This is a genomic window from Chitinophaga niastensis, from assembly GCF_003014755.1.
Classification (GTDB): domain Bacteria; phylum Bacteroidota; class Bacteroidia; order Chitinophagales; family Chitinophagaceae; genus Chitinophaga; species Chitinophaga niastensis.
This window is the reverse complement of sequence record NZ_PYAW01000008.1, coordinates 41,065-60,582: the sequence shown is the minus strand read 5'-3', so window position 1 is coordinate 60,582 and position 19,518 is coordinate 41,065. Positions and strand designations below refer to the sequence as shown.

The following is a 19,518-nucleotide window of genomic DNA, read 5'->3' as shown; positions in this document are numbered from 1 at the left end:
TTTAGCGTTTAGCTACAAACTAAAACTTCACCCACGCTATACATGCTTTCTTTTCTGTACCTTTTCTGGCAATCATAATGGTAGCGTATACACGACTATGCTGATTATAATCTGATGCACCCATCATACAGGCGTATCCTTTTGTTACTTCCGGCACTCCAAATAAATACAATCTTTCCATCTTACCATTGTAAAAACGATAGCAAACAAAATTCGCGTCTGCAGCGTATTTCAGCGGTTTGCGCACCTTATCCTGTCCACCGGTATCGAGGTATTGCAAATAGTCGTTGAAGAGTACAAAAGTTGCTTCCCGAACAGAAATATAATCATACGAGAGATAGGTATTGGTATTCAGTGCAGCAATTTTGTTACGGAAAATCCACTCACTTTTATTGCGGCGTTGCAGCTGAAAAGGTTCACATATGCCTGTTATCACCTGGTATTTGGAAACCGCCAGGGTCATGCTTTCCCGGCCGGCAGTATCCAGCAATGAAATACCTATATCTCCCAGGTTGGTATGTAGTTTGTTGATTTGTGTATTGCCTTGTTTAAAATGTGTGAGGTTTTCCATCAGCAATGTACTGCTGCCATCTTCGTTTAGTAGTAACCGTTGTGGTGTACCCTGGTAGTCATTCTTGTAACCAAGATTAAGTTGTACATTTTTCGACAGCTCCGGGAATGATAGCTGCAAATGCTTGCGCAGTTTGCCTGAAGAGGCATTAAAAGTATTCATAAATATGCCGGAGCTACCATCAGTTTGTTGAGCAGGTACATGTAACAACATACGTACCTGTTCCGCTGCAGAGGCCACCTGTATACAGCCGCTCACATTACCAAAATCCGCCGTATAGTCGAGCACGTGATGCGCAAACGTAGCAGAGTCCGGCGATAACACAGAAAAAATAACTTTAGACCATGGCTCGCTGTCTTTACGCCTGGCATTGAATCCCACGGTTCCCAGGTATACTTTCCCCGGCCCTTGTACCGTCATATTGATATAACTGAAATAGTTATACGAAGTATCCTGTAAATAGAACCAGCCTTTATTAATTATTTCATGTGCCGGTGAAAAGTGTATCACCTGTATACGCTCGTGGATGCTATCATTCTTTTGAATAGCACCTCCCGCAAACAGTGCTACTGCATAATAATCGCTGTTGGGATCTTTCTCCACATAACAATCGTGCGAGGCCAGGTTATCCTGCACAAATACGCTACGATGCTGTATGGTAGGCAATTCACCCAGTTTATCTTCCCGTATAAGTTTACCTGTTTGCCCATCCAGTACTAACCTGTATAGCACCGGAATATATTTTACCAGTTGTTGTAAGAAGATGACCGGCTGCCCGTTTATCTCATAGATACCATCAATTTCCGTTGATTCCATATCGCCGGCATTCCAGAGCTGCCCCCGTACCGTGTCTGCCACTGCCAGCTCCCGCTGTACATTGTATACAGACACCTGCAACCCATCCTTTTTTGAAAAATGCAGATAGATGGTATTACCGTTTTTCAGTTGCATTAGCTTATCCCAGCCGTCTCCCGGCTCTTCAAAAGCAGGCCCCAATGTTACAATCGGTACCTGGGCAAAAGCAGCTGCACCCCATAGCAAAATCCCTAGTAATGCCGGCAATCTTAAATAATTCATCTCTTTATTAATTAATAATTTCAAATATATGAAATAAATTAAATTTCTAACAAGAATAGGTGAAGCGAGTGCTTTTAGCTTCTAGCAGTTAGCTTTTAGCTTTTAGCAAAATGCAGCGAGGATTATTATATTTTAATCTTCGCTGCATTTTGCTAAAAGCTAAAAGCTAACTGCTAAATCCTCCTTCTAATGTCCTTCTTCGTCCCCGCTGTTCTTCAGTTTAGCCAGCAAATCGTAGGCCCCTTTTACCACCACTTCATTGCCAGGCGTATCTTTTGGAAATGACACCTCTGTATAACCTTGCTCACTATTTCCTTTCTGTACTTCCTGCATAGCAAAATGATAGGTACTGTCTGTGGTTGCTTTTTTCAGAAATATATAGGCCTTGTTTTCAAAATTTACGATAGCAGCTTCGGGCAACGCTTTCACACCGGCGGTACCGGTTTCAATCATAGCCTGCAAATAAGTACCGGGAAGCAACTGTGTATCTTCTTTTTCGAGGTGGCAGTGCACCCGCACGGTGCGCTCAGCACTGATTTCACGTCCTATGAGATGCACAGTAGCAGTACGTTGTGCTGATTCATTGGCCAGTGTGAACCGCACCTGCTGCCCTATTTTTAATTTAGGAATGTCTTTTTCAAACACCGTGAGCTCTGCATGCAGATGCGCTGTATTCACAATCCGGAAGAGGATGTCTGCCGGATTCACAAACTGTCCCAGGTTCACATTTACCTGCGTTACATAACCACTGATAGGTGCATACACATTGACGCTGCGTTGTATATTACCTTTTTCCAGCGAGGACATGTTAATGTTCAGCACCGACAATTTTTGTTTTAAGCCATTCTCTTTTGCCTGTAATGTTTGAAACGCCGCCTTCGATTGTTGCAGTGTTTTCAGTGCATTCACATTTTCTCTGGCCAGCTCCTGCTGCCGTTGATACTCTACAGTAGCGTATTCCAGCTGACTTTTCACCTCCAGGTAATCCTGCTGCAGTTGAATGTAATCAAGGTTCTCCAACACAGCAATCACCTGTCCTTGTTTAACAGGCATACCCTGCAACAGGCTGGTTTGTTTTACAAAACCACCCATCGGTACAGATACACTCACCGCCTGTTGCGGTGGTACATCCAGGAAACCATTCACTTTCACGGCACCGCTGATCTGCCTGTTTTCCGGCATACCATAAATAATGCCTGCTGTTTTAAATTGTGCAGCAGTCAGTTCTACTGTGCTGGCCGCTTCCCCGTGGTCATGTGTATCTGCTGTAACATTTGCCACAGGCTTATTTCCGCAGGAAGTTAATAACAGTGTAGCCATTAACGTTATAACTTGAAGGAATATATATTTTTTAAATAATTGCATGATGATAATAGTTTAAAGTTGACGTCCGGCCAGAAAGGCCATATATAATTCTGCCTGCTTCACATCATTTCTGGCTTGCAGATAACCTTGTTGGGCAGACAGCACATGTTCCAGGTTAAGAAAATACTCTGAGTAGCCAATATCCCCACTGGTATAGGATTTGGAAGATTGATTCAATAGCAGTTCCGCATTGGGCAATGCCGTACGCTGATAAAAATCAAGGCTGTTACGTTGTTTGATAAACTGCTGTACTGCCTGTTCGTATTGACTTTGCAGCTGCAGCATGCTATTATCATAATACAAACTGGCTATCTGTCGCTGCTTTTCCTCCGCTCTTACTTTGGCTTTCAGCGGGCCAAACCAAACCGGCAACGACAATCCTACCTGGAATCCCTGGAAACGATTACTGTTAGTGGATAATGGCGTCCCTGTAGCATTCAGCGGGGTACCAATCAGCGATTGATTAAAATACCCTACTGTAATGTCGGGAAGAATAGATGCTTTGAATAATTTCTGCTGCTTTTCTGTAATAACGATCTGCTGCCTGAGATACTGCAGTTGCGGGTTCCCTGACACGGCCACCGAATCATTCTCAAACAACATATTTGCCGCGGGGATCTCCGTTTCCTTAATCCTGATGGGCGCATTGCTGCCTAACAATGCCTGTAGTCTGGCAATATAAATTTTCAGATCGGCTTCATTTTGCCGCAGTGAATTACGCACTTCGTTCAACCGTCCTTCTGCCGCTGTTTTCTCCAGCATACGGCTTTCTCCGGTTTTATACCGCAGGTCCGCGCCACGTGCAAAATTGGTAAACAGGCTGTCCTGGTGTTTAATCAGTTCTCTTACTTCCAAAATATACAACAGCTGTACATACACCTGCTTTACCTGGTAGATCAACTCATTTTGCGTGGTGGCTTTGTACCACACTGCCTTTTCTACCTGTGCATCATTCAGTTGCTTTTTAGCACCAAATACAGATGGGAAAGGAATGGTTTGCGATACACTATAATTATTATCGTTTTTGACGTAGCTGTTCGTTTGCCCATATTGCAGGTTCACGCCTATTTTAGGCAACTCTGTACTGGTACCTGTCAGGTCCCGGTAATAATCAATATTGGTTGCGGCAGATTTTAATCCTTTGTTCTGCTGCAAAGCCAGTTGCACCGCTGTTTCCATGGTGAGTTGCTGCGTTTGTGAAAACGTAGCAACAGGAAACAATAAAAATATTATCAATCGGATATTCATGATTTTTGTTTTGAAAAACCTTTCTCAAAATAAATATATAAACAAGGTAACACCAGGAGGGTGAGTAATGTTGAAGTAATGAGTCCTCCGATGACCACGGTAGCTAATGGCCGTTGCACCTCTGCGCCTGCACTGGTGGCGAGTGCCATCGGTAAGAACCCAAGGGAAGCCACGAAGGCCGTCATGAGTACAGGGCGTAAGCGTGTAGCCGTTCCATTTAGTACAATGCTGTTCAGGTCTGTAAGTCCGTCTTGCTTTAACCGGTTAAATTCTCCTATCAGTACAATACCATTAAGTACCGCCACACCAAACAAGGCAATGAACCCTACACCGGCAGATATACTGAATGGCATTCCTCTCAGCAACAGCGCAAATACGCCACCAATGGCCGCCATAGGGATGGCAGTGAAGATCAGCAATGACTGTTTAACAGAGCGGAAAGTAAAATACAATAACCCAAAAATGAGCAGCAACGCCAGGGGCACGGCAACGGATAAACGCTGATTAGCCTCTTTTAAATTTTCAAACTGGCCACCGTAGCGTATAAAATAGCCTGCAGGCAATTTCACTTCTTTATCAATGGCCGATTCTATATCTTTCACCACACTGGCGATATCACGGCCACGTACGTTAAACCCTACAATGGTGCGGCGTTTGGCGTCTTCCCTTTGTATCTGGTTGGGACCTGTTGTCATTTCCACATTGGCTACTTCCGACAATGGCACCTGGTTGCCCGATGGCGTTGTGATATAAAGATGCTGTACATCTGCGAGGTTTTGCCGGCTTTGCTGATCCAGTCTTACTACCAGCTCAAAACGTTTTTCTCCTTCATATACCAGGCCCGCACTTTGTCCTGCGAAAGCAGTGTTAAGTGTTTGGTTGATAGTGGCAATGTCCAGTCCGTAACGGGCTATCTTGTCCCTGTCTGCCGACACCACTATTTGCGGCAAGCCGCCCGTTTGCTCTACATACAGATCCCTGGCACCCGGTGTGCGGTTAACGATACCTCCTATCTTTTGTGCGAGAGAAGCCAGGGTAGATAAATCTTCTCCGAAAATCTTTATCCCTACATCCTGTCTTACGCCGGAGATGAGCTCATTAAACCGCAACTGAATAGGCTGAGAAAAGCCGAAACTAACCCCTGGTATAGCTTCCAAAGCCTCCTGCATTTTATTTGCCAGCTCTTCCCTGTTTTTGGCGCTGGTCCATTCTTTCTTTGGTTTTAATAAGATCGTAAGATCACAAGCCTCCATAGGCATAGGGTCTGTAGGAATTTCTGCAGCGCCTATCTTACCAATCACTTCTTTTACTTCCGGAAATTGTTTGAGCAAAATGCCGGAGGCAAGACTTACCTTATCAATTGTTTCGGACAAAGAACTACCGGTGAGTAATCGCGTTTCCACCGCAAAATCACCCTCTTCCAGTGTAGGAATAAATTCTCCCCCCATCTTACTAAACAAAAATAATGAAACAAGGAAGAGTAGCACGGCCGCACCTGCCACCAAAGCCTTTGCGCGCAATGCCCCTCTTATAACGGGATCGTATATACGATGAAAGAAACGCATGATACGATCTGATATCGTTACCCTGTTACGAAGGTTTTTACTAAGCAATAAGGCGGATATCATCGGCACATAGGTGAGCGACAAGATGAATGCACCCAGTATAGCAAAGGAAACCGTTTGTGCCATGGGCCGGAACATCTTTCCTTCAATACCTACCAGCGCCAATATAGGCAGATAGACGATCAGGATAATAATTTCGCCGAAAGCCGCTGTACTGCGTATTTTGCTGGCAGACTCAAATACCTCCGTATCCATTTCTGCCTGTGTTAAACGCAGCACACTATTGGTTTTATTTTTACCGGTGAGATGATGTAAAGTTGCTTCCACAATAATAACAGCACCATCTGCGATCAAACCAAAATCTATGGCACCTAAGCTCATCAGGTTCCCGGATACACCAAACAGTTTCATCATGGCGATGGCAAACAACATAGCCAATGGAATAACGGAGGCTACAATCAGCCCTGCGCGGAAGTTTCCGAGGAATAGTACCAGCACAAATATTACAATGAGCGCCCCTTCTACCAGGTTTTTTTGCACCGTGCTAATTGCCCGTCCCACAAACTCACTGCGATCCAGAAAAGCTTCGATGACCACACCATCGGGCAATGTTTTCTGAATCTGCTGCATGCGTATTTTCACAGCCTTCACTACCTCATTGGAATTTTTTCCTTTCAGCATCATCACAATACCTCCCACGGCTTCCCCGCTGGCATTTCGGGTGAGCGCGCCATAGCGGGTAGCGCTACCGGTTTGTACAGTAGCAATATCTCTTACTAAAACAGGTAGTCCGTTGGGGATATTCTTTACTCCAATTTTTTCTATATCTGCCAAACTACCTATCAGTCCTTCACTACGGATAAAATAAGCAGTAGGTTTCTTATCTATATAAGCGCCGCCGGTGTTCTGGTTATTTCGTTCCAGTGCGTTAAATATATCTGTGATACTTAAATTATAACTACGCAGCTTATCAGGATTCAGGGTTACCTGGTATTGTTTCAGCAAGCCACCAAAGCTATTCACCTCCGCTACACCGGGTGTTCCCAGCAACTGCCGGCGTACATACCAATCCTGGATAGTACGCAGTTCCTGCGCATTAAATTTTTCTTCATATCCTTTCTCAGGATGTACCACGTATTGATACACCTCTCCCAGTCCACTGGAAACCGGCGACATTTCAGGTGTACCAATGCCAGGCGGGATATTGGTCCTGGCCTCCCCCAGCTTTTCGTTGACCTGCTGCCGTGCCCAGTAAATATCTACCTCATCATGAAATACAATCGTTACCACCGATAGTCCAAACCGGGAAATAGAACGTACTTCCTTCAGCTCCGGAATCACGGCCATGGTTTGTTCTATCGGAAAAGTGATGAGTCTTTCAACTTCCTGAGCCGCCAGGGAGGGCGATTGTGTAATCACCTGTACCTGGTTGTTGGTAATATCAGGCACCGCATCTACCGGTAGGCGTAATAGCGAAAAAATGCCCCACGCCATCAGCGCAAGCGTGAGTATCCCTATAATCAATTTGTTTCTGATAGAGAAACGAATAATCTTATCCAGCATGATTGGTTAATATGTAATAAAAAGAGGTGCTATAGTGAACCCTGTACCGTATTCCGGCACATCGTACACGCATAACAAAAACATCATTAAAACAATACTAAACCAACTGTGGGGGCTGCCAGATGATAGCAGATAAGGAAGGAAGCGGATTAACGGGCAATAATGGATAACTGATCCGGACCCGGTGATGATAAAAGAGAACGATGATAGCCGCACCCGGCGTTACATGTACATTGCAGCAACTGCAAACACAGAGCGGGGAGCAAAAATCGGGTTGTATATCATGTTCATGCGGGGTGGTCAGCCGGGCCGTTTGCTCAATACCACTACGTACAGCTGCATCGGCATCGTTGCATGGAATGCAAGACAGCACAAGGATGTAGAGACTTAGTATGTACAGCAACCACTTCATATCTGCAAATGTAAAAATTTAAAGCAGAACCAGCACAGGAAAAACTGCATCCTAGTTGCGGGTGAGATGATTTTGTATTACAATTTGTTGTTAAATTAGCCCCATGAATTGCCTGATAGTAGATGATAACAAAATGGCACGTACGGCCATGAAACAGCTTGCCAGCCATGTAGAGCACCTCCACGTAGCCGGCGAATGCAGCAGTGCCATGGAAGCCTACAATATTTTACAGAAAGAAAAGATAGACCTGCTCCTGCTGGACATCGAAATGCCCGGTATGAGCGGATTGGAGCTGACCCGCAATCTGGGTAAAAAGCGACCGGTGATCATTTTTACTACTGTAAAAAAAGAGTATGCTGTAGAAGCGTTTGAGCTGAATGTAGCGGACTACCTGATTAAACCGGTACATCCGGCCCGCTTTATACAGGCCATCGAGAAAGCAAAAGAAATTTGCGATAGTAATAACCGTGAAATACAGGTATCAGACACAGAATTTGTATTTATCCGGGATACAGGCGTATTAAAGAGAATCCGTACAGAAGATATTCTTTTCCTGGAAGCCATGGGCGACTATGTAAAACTAAATACACCCCAGAAGTTTCATGCGATCCATACTACTTTAAAGGCCCTGGAAGAAAAGCTGCCAGCCGGCAGGTTTATGCGGGTACACCGTTCGTACATTGTAGCGCTCGATAAAATAGAATCTATCGAGGACGGTACGATCATTATTCAGAAGAATGCTATACCAGTGGCGGATGCATACAGGGCTGCCCTGAATAATAAACTGAACCTGCTTTGACCTTAACGACACTTTCCCCTTTTTGACCGATAGCTGGGGCCCGTTGGGCCATTTGTTAGTTAATAGCGGTAGTAGTGGATGTATCTTTAGGTCGTCAAACAATTGATCACTAATTAAAGTATACAACCATGAAAAAGTTAGGTATTATCATCGCAGCCGCTATGTTGTTTATGAGTGCATCATCTTTTGCGCAAACAACTACGCCTAAAAAAGAAGTAAAGAAAGCTACAGAAAAGAAAGAAACAGCCGCTACAGAAAAGAAAGAAGAAGCTAAGGAAAAACCAATGGCTTCCCATAAATCGCACGCAAAGCATCATCATCATGCAGCTAAACCTGCTCCTGCTGCTGCTCCAAAAGCGAAATAGTAACATTTTCAGATTTTTTGAATGTAGATATTCAGTTACTGATAAGGTAACCGAATATCTACATTCGTAATTCCGGAATTTTTTTTGTTTATTGAACCGGCTTTCCTATATCAGCGTTTATATGTACTAAAGAGTCATGCAGCCTAAAAGAATGAAATATTACCTCCTTGGCCTGTTCATAACAGGTATGATATTATTCATTGTGCTGCAATTTAATTCCGCCAAAAATATCCGTAAGCTCATCACTGGTAATGAGCAGCTATTGCAGGAACTGAATGTAAAAAATGAATTACAGAAGCTGCAAACAAACATGGCTAAAACCGATAGCAAAGTACGCGGAACAGTCATTTCCCAGGATACCATGCATATTACCGGCATTGAAGCTGACATTGCCATTATCAAAGCCGACCTGAAAGAAATCAATAAAATAGTTAAGAACGATAGTACAGAGAAACTCCTCACCCAACTCAATTATCTCGTAGACGAAAAAAATAATTTTAACCTCCTGGTGCTGGATACCTTCTACAGCAAAGGCAAATGGTCTGCCGAAAGAATGATCAACAACCAGCGGGGAAAACGGCTGGGAGAAGCCATCACCGGCATTTTACACCAACTCGATACGACGCGGCAAACAGAAGTAAACCGAACTACACATCTTATTGATACCAGTGGGCAAAAAGCACAGAGCTGGGGCACCGTGCTCGTATTCTTTGCCTGCCTGACCAGTTTACTGGCGTTTTTATATATCACCAGCCGCATACACCGGCAGGAACAACTCATTGAAGCGCTCGATGAATCACAGCAACAGGAGAAAAAACTGGCGGCTGTGAAGGAGCAATTCCTGGCTAATATGAGCCATGAGATCCGTACGCCTATGAATGCCGTACTGGGTTTCACACATCTGTTACAAGCGCAACCCCTCAATGATAAATCCAAAGAATATGTCAGCGCCATTGAAAACGCCGGGCAAAATCTGCTGGAGATCATCAACGATATTCTGGACATCTCCAAGATAGAATCCGGTATGATGCGCATAGAAGCCACCGCCTTCAGTTTGCGCAGTGTATTGCATTCGCTTAATACCATGTTCAGGCCTAAAGCAGAAGAAAAACAATTGCACCTGTCAGTAACCATCGCTGATGAGGTACCTGATATCCTTTATGGAGATGTGATGCGGTTAACACAGGTATTGGTTAACCTGACCAGCAACGCTATTAAATTTACAGCCGCAGGAGAAGTGAGTATCCGCGTAACAAAAATATGGAGTGAAGATAATGCAGTTCGTATATTGTTTACCGTTAGAGATACGGGTATCGGTATAGAACCGGCTAAACTGGAAAGCATCTTTGATCGCTTTAACCAGGCAGAAGCCTCTACTACACGTAAGTTCGGAGGAACAGGATTAGGTCTTACGATTGTAAAACAATTGATAGAATTGCAAAACGGATTTATCTCCGTAGAGAGTAAACCCGGTGAGGGCGCTATTTTCAAAGTAGAACTGCCCTATACCCTGGGCGATTTTCTTCCTGAAAATGGCGATGATTATTATGCAGAAAACGACCAACTCCCCTTACATCCGGATGTAAGGCTGCTTGTAGCAGAAGATAATAAAATGAATCAGAACCTGCTCCGTCACCTGTTAAGTAGCTGGCAACTACAATATAAAGTGGTGAATAATGGGAAAGAAGTGTTGCAGGCATTAGACAAACAACATTACGACCTGGTACTGATGGATATTCAAATGCCGGAAATGGACGGCTATACAGCAGTACAGATGATCCGGAACGACCGTCATTCCACTATTCCGGTGATTGCCATGACAGCACATGCTATGGCAGGTGAAAGAGAAAAATGTTTGCAGATAGGCATGAATGAATATATTTCAAAGCCTATTGTGGAAGATGAATTGTACAGGATGATACAGGTATACACCGGCAAACTTACCCCACGGGAACTGCCGGCAACACACGCGCATCACCTGCATGAAAATGGGACCCAACAGCTAATTAATATGCAGTACCTGCATGATCTTTCCAAAGGTGACTCCGCCTTTGAAAAAAATATGCTGGAACAATTTATTACCCAACTACCCGAAGAATTATCGCTGTTAAAGAAAGCTGTTGTAGCAGAAGATATAGCAGCGATTCGCGCTACAGCGCATAACCTCAAAACAACAGTATCTTTTATTGGATTGGAGGCACATCTCTATCCTATATTGGAACAGCTGGAACAGCTGCAGGAAAATAATTATCATCCCCACCTCGTTGCAGAAATATTCATGACCCTGAAACAGTTGTGTTTACAGGCCATCCAGGAAGCGATTAATATCCTTTTATAATCGATAACATAAAGGTGAAAACATACAGCTATTGAAACAGTGATATAGGCTAAGAATGACTATGCGCTTATGTTTCACCTCAATAACTTTTTACTTTTTGTTTTACATATGTTACTTTATACCGTGCATTTTACCTTGTTCAACGACAGTAATTCCCTGTTCATCGAAACTTCCTGAAAACGCTGCCATCCTGCATTATTTTTACTGCACAAATTATAAACAACACATTCTTTTAATCTAATCATTTAAAAAGACAATCACATGAAAAAAAGCCTGATCGCCGCTGTAGTAGTAATGAGCATTTCTGCTGCATCTTTCGCACAAGCACCAGCTGCTAAACCAGCTAAGAAAGAAAAAGCTAAAACTGAAGCTGCTAAACCAGCTGCAGACACAACTAAGAAAGCTGCTAAACCAGCTGCTAAAAAAGAAAAAGCTGCTCCTGCTCCTAAAAAAGCATAATTCAATACAGCGTTTGAGTTAATGTCCCGTCTGCGTAAAGCAGACGGGATTTTTTTTGTCTTACTCAGGATTAGGCTGATTATACTGATTACTATGATTTTATTTTTTTGATTTTGGAAGATTTAAAATTTGTCTGAACTGTGATTTTTATGATTAGTGTGATTATCCTGATGAGCGGAGATCTCAGCGGATTTTGTCTGAACCAGGATTTTTAGGATTGAATAGATTACCATGATGGATGCCGAAGATCTTGGCGGAGATATTCGCATATATCTTCTTAATAAAACAAAATAACATCCATCATGGTAATCCATTCAATCCTAAAAATCCTGGTTCAGACAAAATCCGCTGAGATCTCCGCTCATCAGAACAATCACACTAATCATAAAAATCACAGTTCAGACAAACTTTAAATCTCCCAAAATCAAAAAAATAATCATGCTAATCAGTATAATCTGCCTAATCCTGAGTAAGACAAAAAAAAATGTCCGCCATACGGCGGACATTCTCTCAATAATATGTTAGCTATAATAAAGACTTATTTCTGTGTAAGTCCGTCCAGTTTCTTTTTTACTTCTTCTACTTTAGCAGTATTGTTTTTGATAGCATAGATTTTCTGCAATGCATACAAACAGCTTTCGTAGGTTTGTTTGTCGCTCGCTTCGATGCTGCTGCCTTTAGCAGTGAAACCTGCATCAGCTTTTTCGAAGAAAGGCAAAGCCTGATTCATCAGTCCTTCTACTTTAGCCTGCAGTTCTTTTGCTTTAGGAGAAGTTTGTTGTTTGCTATCCAGTTCGTTCAGTTGTTTGTTGAAAACAACCGCGCGGTTGAAATACAGTGCACCCAACTGGAAGTTGGCAGTAGCATCTACAGGATTCATTTCGATTGCTTTCTTGTAAGCTTTTTCTGCTTTACCAATCAGTTCTTCGTAGTTAGCTGGTTTTGGTGCGTCATTACCTTTTTCATCACGGGGATTAGCCAGGTTGTCTACACGAATAGCGTAATCCAGTACAGCTGCTTCATCAGTTGGATTGTCGGCCATTTTCTTTTCCAGCATACCGAGTAATTCGTTGGTTTTACCGGTTTTGCTGTAGAAAGCCATTTCCATATCGTTAAAGCGTTTATCCTTAGGGAATAAAACTTTCGCTTGTTCAATTGTTTTCAACCAGTTAGCCTGATCACCTTTTTCTTCGTACAGTTGACCCAGGATCACATACAGTGCAGGTTCACCTTTAAATTGCAGATCAGCGGCTTTTTTCAGGTAGGTGAAAGCATCGTCTTTTTTACCCGCCTGGTTAGCTGCATAACCTACGTAGAAGGTCAGCGCAGTATCCGGAGGAATAGAACCACCGAGGTTTTTGCTGTTATAGAATTCAGCGATTTCAAATGCGTGTTTAAAATTGGTCAGAGAAGAATCCCATTTCTGCTCATTCAGGTTAGCATAACCGGCGTTAGCAACGGTAGCATATACATTGAACAGAGGCTGGTTCATTTCCAGTACCGCCTCTTTCATTTTAGGATCTAATTCCAATGCTTTTTTGAATGCAGAATAAGCTTCCAGAGCAAGACCTGCATTCTTTTGTTTGGTGCCCATTGCTTCCAGGATCTTACCATCTACCAGCCACGTTTTACCATCATTTTTGGTTTTATCGTTCTGTAACGCTGCATCAATGTCTGCCTTAGCTTTTTCCAGATCTTGCTTCTTCAGGTTCTCGTCTGCACTGCTAACTTTTGCCCGTTGTGCCATCACCGATACTCCGGCCGTGCAAAAGAGAAGAGATACCAATAATTTTTTCATGCTTGTGTGTTTTTTAGTTGCTGATTACATTAAGAGTATGGTGCTCTAATAAATTATAATACAACCAGGAATATAGTTACCACTAAAAGCTGGTTGCATTTTTTATTAGTAATACACAACGGATCTTCTGGAAAATCCGTTGTGTATAAGTTACTTAATACTTAATTATTCTTCCGTTTTTTCTTCCTGGTCAGCTGCTGCTTCCGGCGCTTCATTTTCTTCAGTTGCCGGTGCTTCGTTTGCTACAGTTGTTGGCGTTTCAATGCCTTCCAGTCCTTCTTCATCGTGAACAGGCAGTACTTCCTGTTCATCCAGACGTGCTACTGCTGCGATTTCGTCGCTGTCATCCAGGCGGATGAGACGAACGCCCTGTGTAGCACGGCCTGCTTCGCGAATATCTGCTACTGCCATACGGATGGTGATACCGGATTTACAAGTGATCATCAGATCATGTTTCTCCGTTACATCCAGCACTGCGATCAGGTTACCGGTTTTTTCCGTTATGTTAATGGTTTTCACCCCTTTACCACCTCTGTTGGTGATACGGTATTCATCAATACTGGTACGTTTACCAAAACCTTTCTCAGAAACAACAAGGATTGTTTTTAATTCGTCTTCCTTGTTAACACAAATCATACCAACCACTTCATCGTTCTCACTGTCCACTTCAATTCCTCTTACGCCAATCGCACCGCGACCAGTGTCACGAACGGTTGCTTCAGGGAATCTGATAGCGCGGCCGCTCTGTATGGCCATCATGATCTGGCTGTCGCCGGTAGTCAGTTTTGCTTCCAGCAGCTCATCACCTTCATTGATGGTAATAGCGTTTACACCATTCTGACGTGGGCGGGAGAATTCTTCCACCATCGTTTTCTTGATGATACCTTTCTTGGTACAAAGTACAATATAATGGCTATTGATAAAATCTTTATCTCCCAAATCCTTGATATCAATAATAGCACGGATTTTATCGTCGCCCGGCAATTGAATCATGTTTTGGATGGCGCGGCCTTTACCACTCTTTTCTCCATCAGGAATTTCGTACACCTTTAACCAGTAGCAACGACCTTTTTCTGTGAAGAACAGCATGGTATGGTGTGTGGAGGCCACAAACAGGTGTTCGATGTAATCCTCATCACGTGTTTTACCACCGATAGCGCCACGGCCACCACGTTTCTGCTGACGATAATCATAAGCAGATGTACGTTTGATATAACCCAGGTGAGAAATGGTAATAACCACATCTTCTTCTGCGATGATATCTTCAATCCTCATTTCGCTGGCGAGATACTGGATTTCAGTTTTACGTTCGTCACCGAATTTCTTTTTCACTTCTTCCAGCTCATCTTTGATGATCTGCATACGTAAAACTTCATCATTCAGTACATCTTTCAGGTACCCGATCAGCTTCATGATCTCATCGTATTCAGCGCGGATCTTATCGCGCTCCATACCGGTTAAACGCTGCAAACGCAGTTCCAGTATAGCTTTGGATTGTAATTCAGACAAACCGAATTCGCTCATCAAACCATCTTTCGCTACTTCAGGTGTGTTAGCAGCACGGATCAGGGCAATTACCTTGTCGAGGTGATCCAGGGCAATCAGATAACCAGCGAGAATATGTGCTTTCTCTTCCGCTTTACGCAGATCGTAGCGGGTTCTTCTTACCACTACTTCATGACGGAACTCAATGAACTCTGCGATCATATCTTTCAGGTTCAAAATACGCGGACGGCCTTTTACCAGGGCCACGTTATTGATACCGTAAGATGTTTGCAGTTCAGAATATTTAAATAACTGGTTGATGATCACGTTGGAGATCGCTTCTCTTTTCAGATCAATTACCAGGCGCATACCTTCACGATCACTTTCGTCACGTACATCGGAAATGCCTTCAATAATTTTATCATTTACCAGCTGTGCAATTTTCTGGTGTAATACTGCCTTGTTAATCTGGTAAGGTAATTCGTAGATCACCAGTTTTTCACGACCGTTTTTAGCCGTTTCTGAGGTGATTTTACCACGTACCACTACTCTGCCCCTGCCGGTTTCAAAACCCTGCTTAACACCCTCAAAACCGTAAATAATACCGCCTGTAGGGAAGTCAGGAGCTTTCACGTGTTTGATCAGCTCTTCAATCGTAATATCCCTGTTATCGATATAAGCCATGGCACCATCCACTACCTCGTTGAGGTTATGGGGCATAATGTTGGTGGCCATACCTACTGCGATACCGGAAGCACCGTTTACGAGCAGATTGGGAATACGGGTAGGTAATACTGTTGGTTCTTCGAGGGTATCATCGAAGTTGTGGGTAAAATCTACCGTGTCTTTTTCAATGTCTTCCAGCATGGCTTCTGCGATCTTCTGCAGGCGGATCTCTGTGTAACGCATCGCAGCCGGCATGTCACCGTCTACCGAACCGAAGTTACCCTGACCATCTACCATCGGGTAGCGCATGCTCCAGGGCTGCGCCAGACGTACGATGGTGTCATAAATGGAAGCATCACCGTGTGGGTGATATTTACCCATTACCTCACCCACAATACGCGCTGATTTCTTGTAGGCTTTGTTACTGTGGTTACCGAGTTCATTCATTCCGAATAAAACGCGGCGGTGCACAGGCTTCAAACCATCTCTCACATCGGGTAAGGCGCGGCCTACGATCACGGACATAGAGTAATCTATGTAGGCCGTTTTCATTTGCTCCTCGATATTTATCTGGACAATTCTCCCTTCCTGATGATTTTCCGTATGCTCTGTCATTTTGTGTATTGATTTACAGTTTTTTCTGCTCAAAACAGATAAAGGCAAATATAGCCATTTCGGGCCTTATTTCGGCCTACAAATCAATAAATGTGAATAAAAAGCGCCATAGGGATAATCGATTATATAGCAATATCGATATATGATTATTTTAATCAATGAATGACAACCATTTAGCCCGTTATTACGTTAGTATAAAAAATGTCCTAATTTTACTTTATCTGCAATATGTACACTATTGATAATATACCAGAAAATAAATATTGGCAAAGTATTTGTTTCTAAGATGCTGATAATCAACATATCAGATTAACGGAAATTATATATAATAACAGTCACCACCCGAATTTGTAGCAAAATTCGAACATAAACATCTAAACAGCTGTTATTCCCCTGATTCTTAACACTTTTCTAAAGAATACTATGAAGAACATACTGTTGTTTGGCGCCGGCAAATCGGCCACCAGTCTGATCGACTATCTGCTGACCAATGCTCCGAGACAAAAATGGCACATTACCGTGTCAGATCACGATCTGATGCTGATTAAGTCCAAGATCGGAAAATCATACTACGCAACACCTGCAGCTATCGACATTAAAGACAATGCAGCCAGACAGCAACTCATCCAGGACACTGACCTGGTCATTTCGCTGCTCCCCCCAAATTTGCACATCATTGTGGCTAAAGATTGCCTGCAATTCAAAAAAAACCTGCTCACTGCGTCCTACATTGATCCGGAAGTACGCAAACTACAAGATGATATTAAAAAAGCAGGCGTGCTTTTTATGTATGAAATGGGCCTCGATCCCGGCATTGATCACATGTCGGCCATGAAACTCATTCACTCTATCGAGAAAAAAGGCGGACAAATATTTTCCTTTAAATCCTACTGTGGTGGCCTCATTTCGCCAGACAGCAACGATAATCCATGGCAGTACAAAGTTTCCTGGAATGCCCGTAACATAGTAATGGCAGGCAGTTCCGGCGCCACCTATAAAGAAAAGGGAAAAGTAAAGGAACTTAGTTACGAACATTTATTTGATCACTCCAAAATCATACAGGTGCCTGGCCTGGGCAAGCTGGCCTTCTATCCTAACCGCGACTCTCTCGGCTACATGGAGGCTTATAACCTGCAGGATCTCGCCACATTTATGCGCGCTACGCTCCGCTTCCCGGATTTCTGCGAAGGCTGGAATGCTGTGGTACAGCTGGGTTTGACAGAAGACACGCATAAAATACAAACCGACCAGCTCACTTATAATAAATGGGCTACGCAACACGTTACTCCGGAAAAACAAAGTGGCCCCGAAGAAATGATGGCGCAATACCTGGGCGTAAGTACCAAATCCAAGGTCATCCGGCAACTGAAATATCTGGGCTTATTAAGCACAGATGTCATAAATTTAGGGGAGCAAACGAATGCAGGTATTCTCCAGTTCCTGGTAGAAAACAAACTTAAAATGGAACCCGCCGACAAAGACATGATTGTGATGATGCATGAAATAGAATTCGAGCGGCGTAATATGGCTACCAGGATGCACAGTTACATGATTACACAGGGAGAAGATAATGTGCGTACCGCAATGGCTAAAACAGTAGGACTACCACTGGGTATCATGGCCAAATTAATACTACAGGATAAAGTAACACTAACAGGATTACATATACCAGTCATGCCGGAAATCTATAACCCGGTATTAAAAGAACTGGAAGAATATGACATCAGATTTGAGGAAAGTTTTGAATAGACAAGACATTGTTTTCCTATGATGAACTCGATCCGAGTAGAAAGGACTTGTGATACCTCCCCGGAATTTGGGGAGGTTTTTATTTTTATAAGATGGATAACAGCTCCAGGATCCCTTCTGTTGCGGGCTTTTCAATACGATGAACATTACCGGCAGTATCCATATCCGGAATTTTTCTATCAATGATATACTTCGGCACCTGTGGTTTGGCATATTGGATCAGGTTAGCAGCCGGATACACCTGCAATGAAGTCCCAATGACCACAAAAATATCTGCCCACATAACTTCCTGCATCGCCTGTTCTATCATCGGCACCGCTTCTCCAAACCATACAATATGCGGCCGCAGCTGCCCGCCATCTTCCGCAAGGTCTCCCATTTTTATATCCTCCCGGATATCATAAATAAGCTCCTCATTGGTAACACTGCGCATTTTAAATATTTCTCCATGCAAATGCAGTACACGGGTGGAACCACCGCGCTCATGCAAATCATCAATGTTCTGTGTGATAATGCGTACGTCATATTTTTCTTCCAGCTTCGCAAGCCCGATATGCGCAGCATTAGGCCTGGCGGCCTTTACATCCTGACGGCGGCCATTATAAAATTCCTGTACAAGTGCCGGATTTTTTTGCCAGCCCTTGGGAGAAGCTACTTCGTATACATCATAGCCTTCCCATAATCCATCGGAATCCCTGAAGGTCCGTAGCCCGCTTTCTGCGCTGATGCCGGCTCCCGTCAGCACCACCAATCTTTGTTTCATAGTTCATTTCGTTTATAGGTTCACGTTAGTTGGGGCAGGAATGGTTACAGCACGTAATTTCCGTCTTCTTACCACTCTTTTCATAAAAATAACGAGAAAAACGATACCGGTAATCAACGGCCATATACTTAATAATTCAAGGGCTGTTCCAACCGTCTTTCAGAGATTGTAAGCACTATGGAAATTCCATAAAAAAAACAAAGGTTATCTCTCTTAAGAAAGACAACCTTCGCTGATATCATCGTTATAAAAAAACTTATTTCATCCCGCCCATTTCCATGATCACCTCAAACTCTTCGGGTGTCAGGTCGCAAACAGATAAACGTCCCTGGCGGATCAGTGATAAACCAGCCAGTTTTTTTTCTGCTTTCATTTGTGCCAGGGTCACAAATTGTTTGAAAGGTTTCAGTGGTTTAAGATCCACCACTACCCATTTTGGGTCCGGTGTAGTAGGATCCTGGTAATATTCTTTTGCCACTGTAGCTATCCCTACAACTTCCATCCCTTCATTACTGTGATAAAACAATACCTTGTCACCTTTCTTCATGCCCTGAAGATTGTTGCGCGCCTGATAATTACGCACACCATCCCAGGTGGCAACTTTATCTTTTACAAACTGATCCCACGAATACTTAAAAGGTTCGGACTTCACCAGCCAATAGTTCATGATAATAATTTTT

Annotated in this window: 14 protein-coding genes; 5 read left to right on the top strand and 9 right to left on the bottom strand. The window is 43.3% G+C overall.

Annotation, left to right across the window (positions count from 1 at the left end; translation table 11 throughout):
- Window positions 1-19: 19 nt before the first annotated feature.
- The 5 genes from CLV51_RS25685 to CLV51_RS28960 all read right to left on the bottom strand — a co-directional run bounded on the left by CLV51_RS25685 (window position 20) and on the right by CLV51_RS28960 (window position 7,801).
- A complete protein-coding gene (locus CLV51_RS25685) occupies window positions 20-1,648 on the bottom strand; it encodes a hypothetical protein (RefSeq protein ID WP_106530976.1) in 1,629 nt (542 codons plus the stop codon).
- A gap of 186 nt (window positions 1,649-1,834) precedes the next feature.
- Complete coding sequence (locus CLV51_RS25680) at window positions 1,835-3,013, bottom strand: efflux RND transporter periplasmic adaptor subunit (RefSeq protein ID WP_106530975.1); 1,179 nt, start codon at window positions 3,011-3,013, stop codon at window positions 1,835-1,837.
- A 12-nt stretch (window positions 3,014-3,025) separates the two neighbouring features.
- Window positions 3,026-4,261, bottom strand: coding sequence for a TolC family protein (locus tag CLV51_RS29480; protein ID WP_211302124.1), 1,236 nt, complete (start codon window positions 4,259-4,261; stop codon window positions 3,026-3,028).
- Complete coding sequence (locus CLV51_RS25675; RefSeq protein ID WP_211302123.1) at window positions 4,258-7,389, bottom strand: efflux RND transporter permease subunit; 3,132 nt, start codon at window positions 7,387-7,389, stop codon at window positions 4,258-4,260. Before CLV51_RS25675 ends, CLV51_RS29480 begins: the two co-directional genes overlap by 4 nt.
- 97 nt (window positions 7,390-7,486) lie before the next feature.
- Entirely contained in the window at window positions 7,487-7,801 is a 315-nt protein-coding gene (locus CLV51_RS28960) for a DUF6660 family protein (protein WP_146151383.1), read from the bottom strand.
- A 103-nt stretch (window positions 7,802-7,904) separates the two neighbouring features.
- Here CLV51_RS28960 and CLV51_RS25665 point away from each other — a divergent pair, with 103 nt between their 5' ends.
- The 4 genes from CLV51_RS25665 (at window position 7,905) to CLV51_RS29475 (ending at window position 11,762) form a co-directional block, all read left to right on the top strand.
- A complete protein-coding gene (locus CLV51_RS25665) occupies window positions 7,905-8,600 on the top strand; it encodes a LytR/AlgR family response regulator transcription factor (protein ID WP_106530973.1) in 696 nt (231 codons plus the stop codon).
- A 128-nt stretch (window positions 8,601-8,728) separates the two neighbouring features.
- On the top strand, window positions 8,729-8,965 hold the full coding sequence (locus tag CLV51_RS25660) for a hypothetical protein (protein ID WP_106530972.1): 237 nt from the start codon (window positions 8,729-8,731) through the stop codon (window positions 8,963-8,965).
- Window positions 8,966-9,116: 151 nt separating this feature from the next.
- A complete protein-coding gene (locus CLV51_RS25655) occupies window positions 9,117-11,303 on the top strand; it encodes a hybrid sensor histidine kinase/response regulator (protein WP_158267156.1) in 2,187 nt (728 codons plus the stop codon).
- Window positions 11,304-11,564: 261 nt separating this feature from the next.
- On the top strand, window positions 11,565-11,762 hold the full coding sequence (locus CLV51_RS29475; RefSeq protein ID WP_211302122.1) for a hypothetical protein: 198 nt from the start codon (window positions 11,565-11,567) through the stop codon (window positions 11,760-11,762).
- A gap of 538 nt (window positions 11,763-12,300) precedes the next feature.
- On the opposite strand, the gene CLV51_RS25645 is transcribed toward CLV51_RS29475, so the two are convergent.
- Entirely contained in the window at window positions 12,301-13,560 is a 1,260-nt protein-coding gene (locus CLV51_RS25645) for a tetratricopeptide repeat protein (protein ID WP_106530970.1), read from the bottom strand.
- Window positions 13,561-13,725: 165 nt separating this feature from the next.
- Window positions 13,726-16,326: a DNA gyrase subunit A gene (gyrA, locus tag CLV51_RS25640; protein ID WP_106530969.1), complete on the bottom strand. Its 2,601-nt coding sequence runs from the start codon at window positions 16,324-16,326 to the stop codon at window positions 13,726-13,728.
- A 423-nt stretch (window positions 16,327-16,749) separates the two neighbouring features.
- Here gyrA and CLV51_RS25635 point away from each other — a divergent pair, with 423 nt between their 5' ends.
- Entirely contained in the window at window positions 16,750-18,075 is a 1,326-nt protein-coding gene (locus CLV51_RS25635; protein WP_106530968.1) for a saccharopine dehydrogenase C-terminal domain-containing protein, read from the top strand.
- Between the two features lie 85 nt (window positions 18,076-18,160).
- Here the strand turns inward: CLV51_RS25635 and CLV51_RS25630 are convergent, their stop codons facing one another.
- Window positions 18,161-18,838: an SIR2 family NAD-dependent protein deacylase gene (locus CLV51_RS25630; RefSeq protein WP_106530967.1), complete on the bottom strand. Its 678-nt coding sequence runs from the start codon at window positions 18,836-18,838 to the stop codon at window positions 18,161-18,163.
- Between the two features lie 256 nt (window positions 18,839-19,094).
- The gene (locus CLV51_RS25625; protein ID WP_106530966.1) at window positions 19,095-19,505 is read right to left on the bottom strand and encodes an EVE domain-containing protein; all 411 of its coding nucleotides are present in this window, start codon (window positions 19,503-19,505) and stop codon (window positions 19,095-19,097) included.
- Window positions 19,506-19,518 lie beyond the last annotated feature (13 nt).

What these genes read in the sequence shown, in the direction of transcription:
- CLV51_RS25635 (WP_106530968.1), top strand. Translation starts at nt 16,750, where the DNA reads ATGAAGAACATACTGTTGTTTGGCGCCGGCAAATCGGCCACCAGTCTG.
- CLV51_RS25665 (WP_106530973.1), top strand. Translation starts at nt 7,905, where the DNA reads ATGAATTGCCTGATAGTAGATGATAACAAAATGGCACGTACGGCCATG.
- CLV51_RS28960 (WP_146151383.1), bottom strand. Translation starts at nt 7,801, where the DNA reads ATGAAGTGGTTGCTGTACATACTAAGTCTCTACATCCTTGTGCTGTCT.
- CLV51_RS29480 (WP_211302124.1), bottom strand. Translation starts at nt 4,261, where the DNA reads ATGAATATCCGATTGATAATATTTTTATTGTTTCCTGTTGCTACGTTT.
- CLV51_RS25655 (WP_158267156.1), top strand. Translation starts at nt 9,117, where the DNA reads ATGAAATATTACCTCCTTGGCCTGTTCATAACAGGTATGATATTATTC.
- CLV51_RS25685 (WP_106530976.1), bottom strand. Translation starts at nt 1,648, where the DNA reads ATGAATTATTTAAGATTGCCGGCATTACTAGGGATTTTGCTATGGGGT.
- CLV51_RS25680 (WP_106530975.1), bottom strand. Translation starts at nt 3,013, where the DNA reads ATGCAATTATTTAAAAAATATATATTCCTTCAAGTTATAACGTTAATG.
- CLV51_RS25660 (WP_106530972.1), top strand. Translation starts at nt 8,729, where the DNA reads ATGAAAAAGTTAGGTATTATCATCGCAGCCGCTATGTTGTTTATGAGT.
- CLV51_RS25645 (WP_106530970.1), bottom strand. Translation starts at nt 13,560, where the DNA reads ATGAAAAAATTATTGGTATCTCTTCTCTTTTGCACGGCCGGAGTATCG.
- gyrA (WP_106530969.1), bottom strand. Translation starts at nt 16,326, where the DNA reads ATGACAGAGCATACGGAAAATCATCAGGAAGGGAGAATTGTCCAGATA.
- CLV51_RS25675 (WP_211302123.1), bottom strand. Translation starts at nt 7,389, where the DNA reads ATGCTGGATAAGATTATTCGTTTCTCTATCAGAAACAAATTGATTATA.
- CLV51_RS25625 (WP_106530966.1), bottom strand. Translation starts at nt 19,505, where the DNA reads ATGAACTATTGGCTGGTGAAGTCCGAACCTTTTAAGTATTCGTGGGAT.
- CLV51_RS25630 (WP_106530967.1), bottom strand. Translation starts at nt 18,838, where the DNA reads ATGAAACAAAGATTGGTGGTGCTGACGGGAGCCGGCATCAGCGCAGAA.
- CLV51_RS29475 (WP_211302122.1), top strand. Translation starts at nt 11,565, where the DNA reads ATGAAAAAAAGCCTGATCGCCGCTGTAGTAGTAATGAGCATTTCTGCT.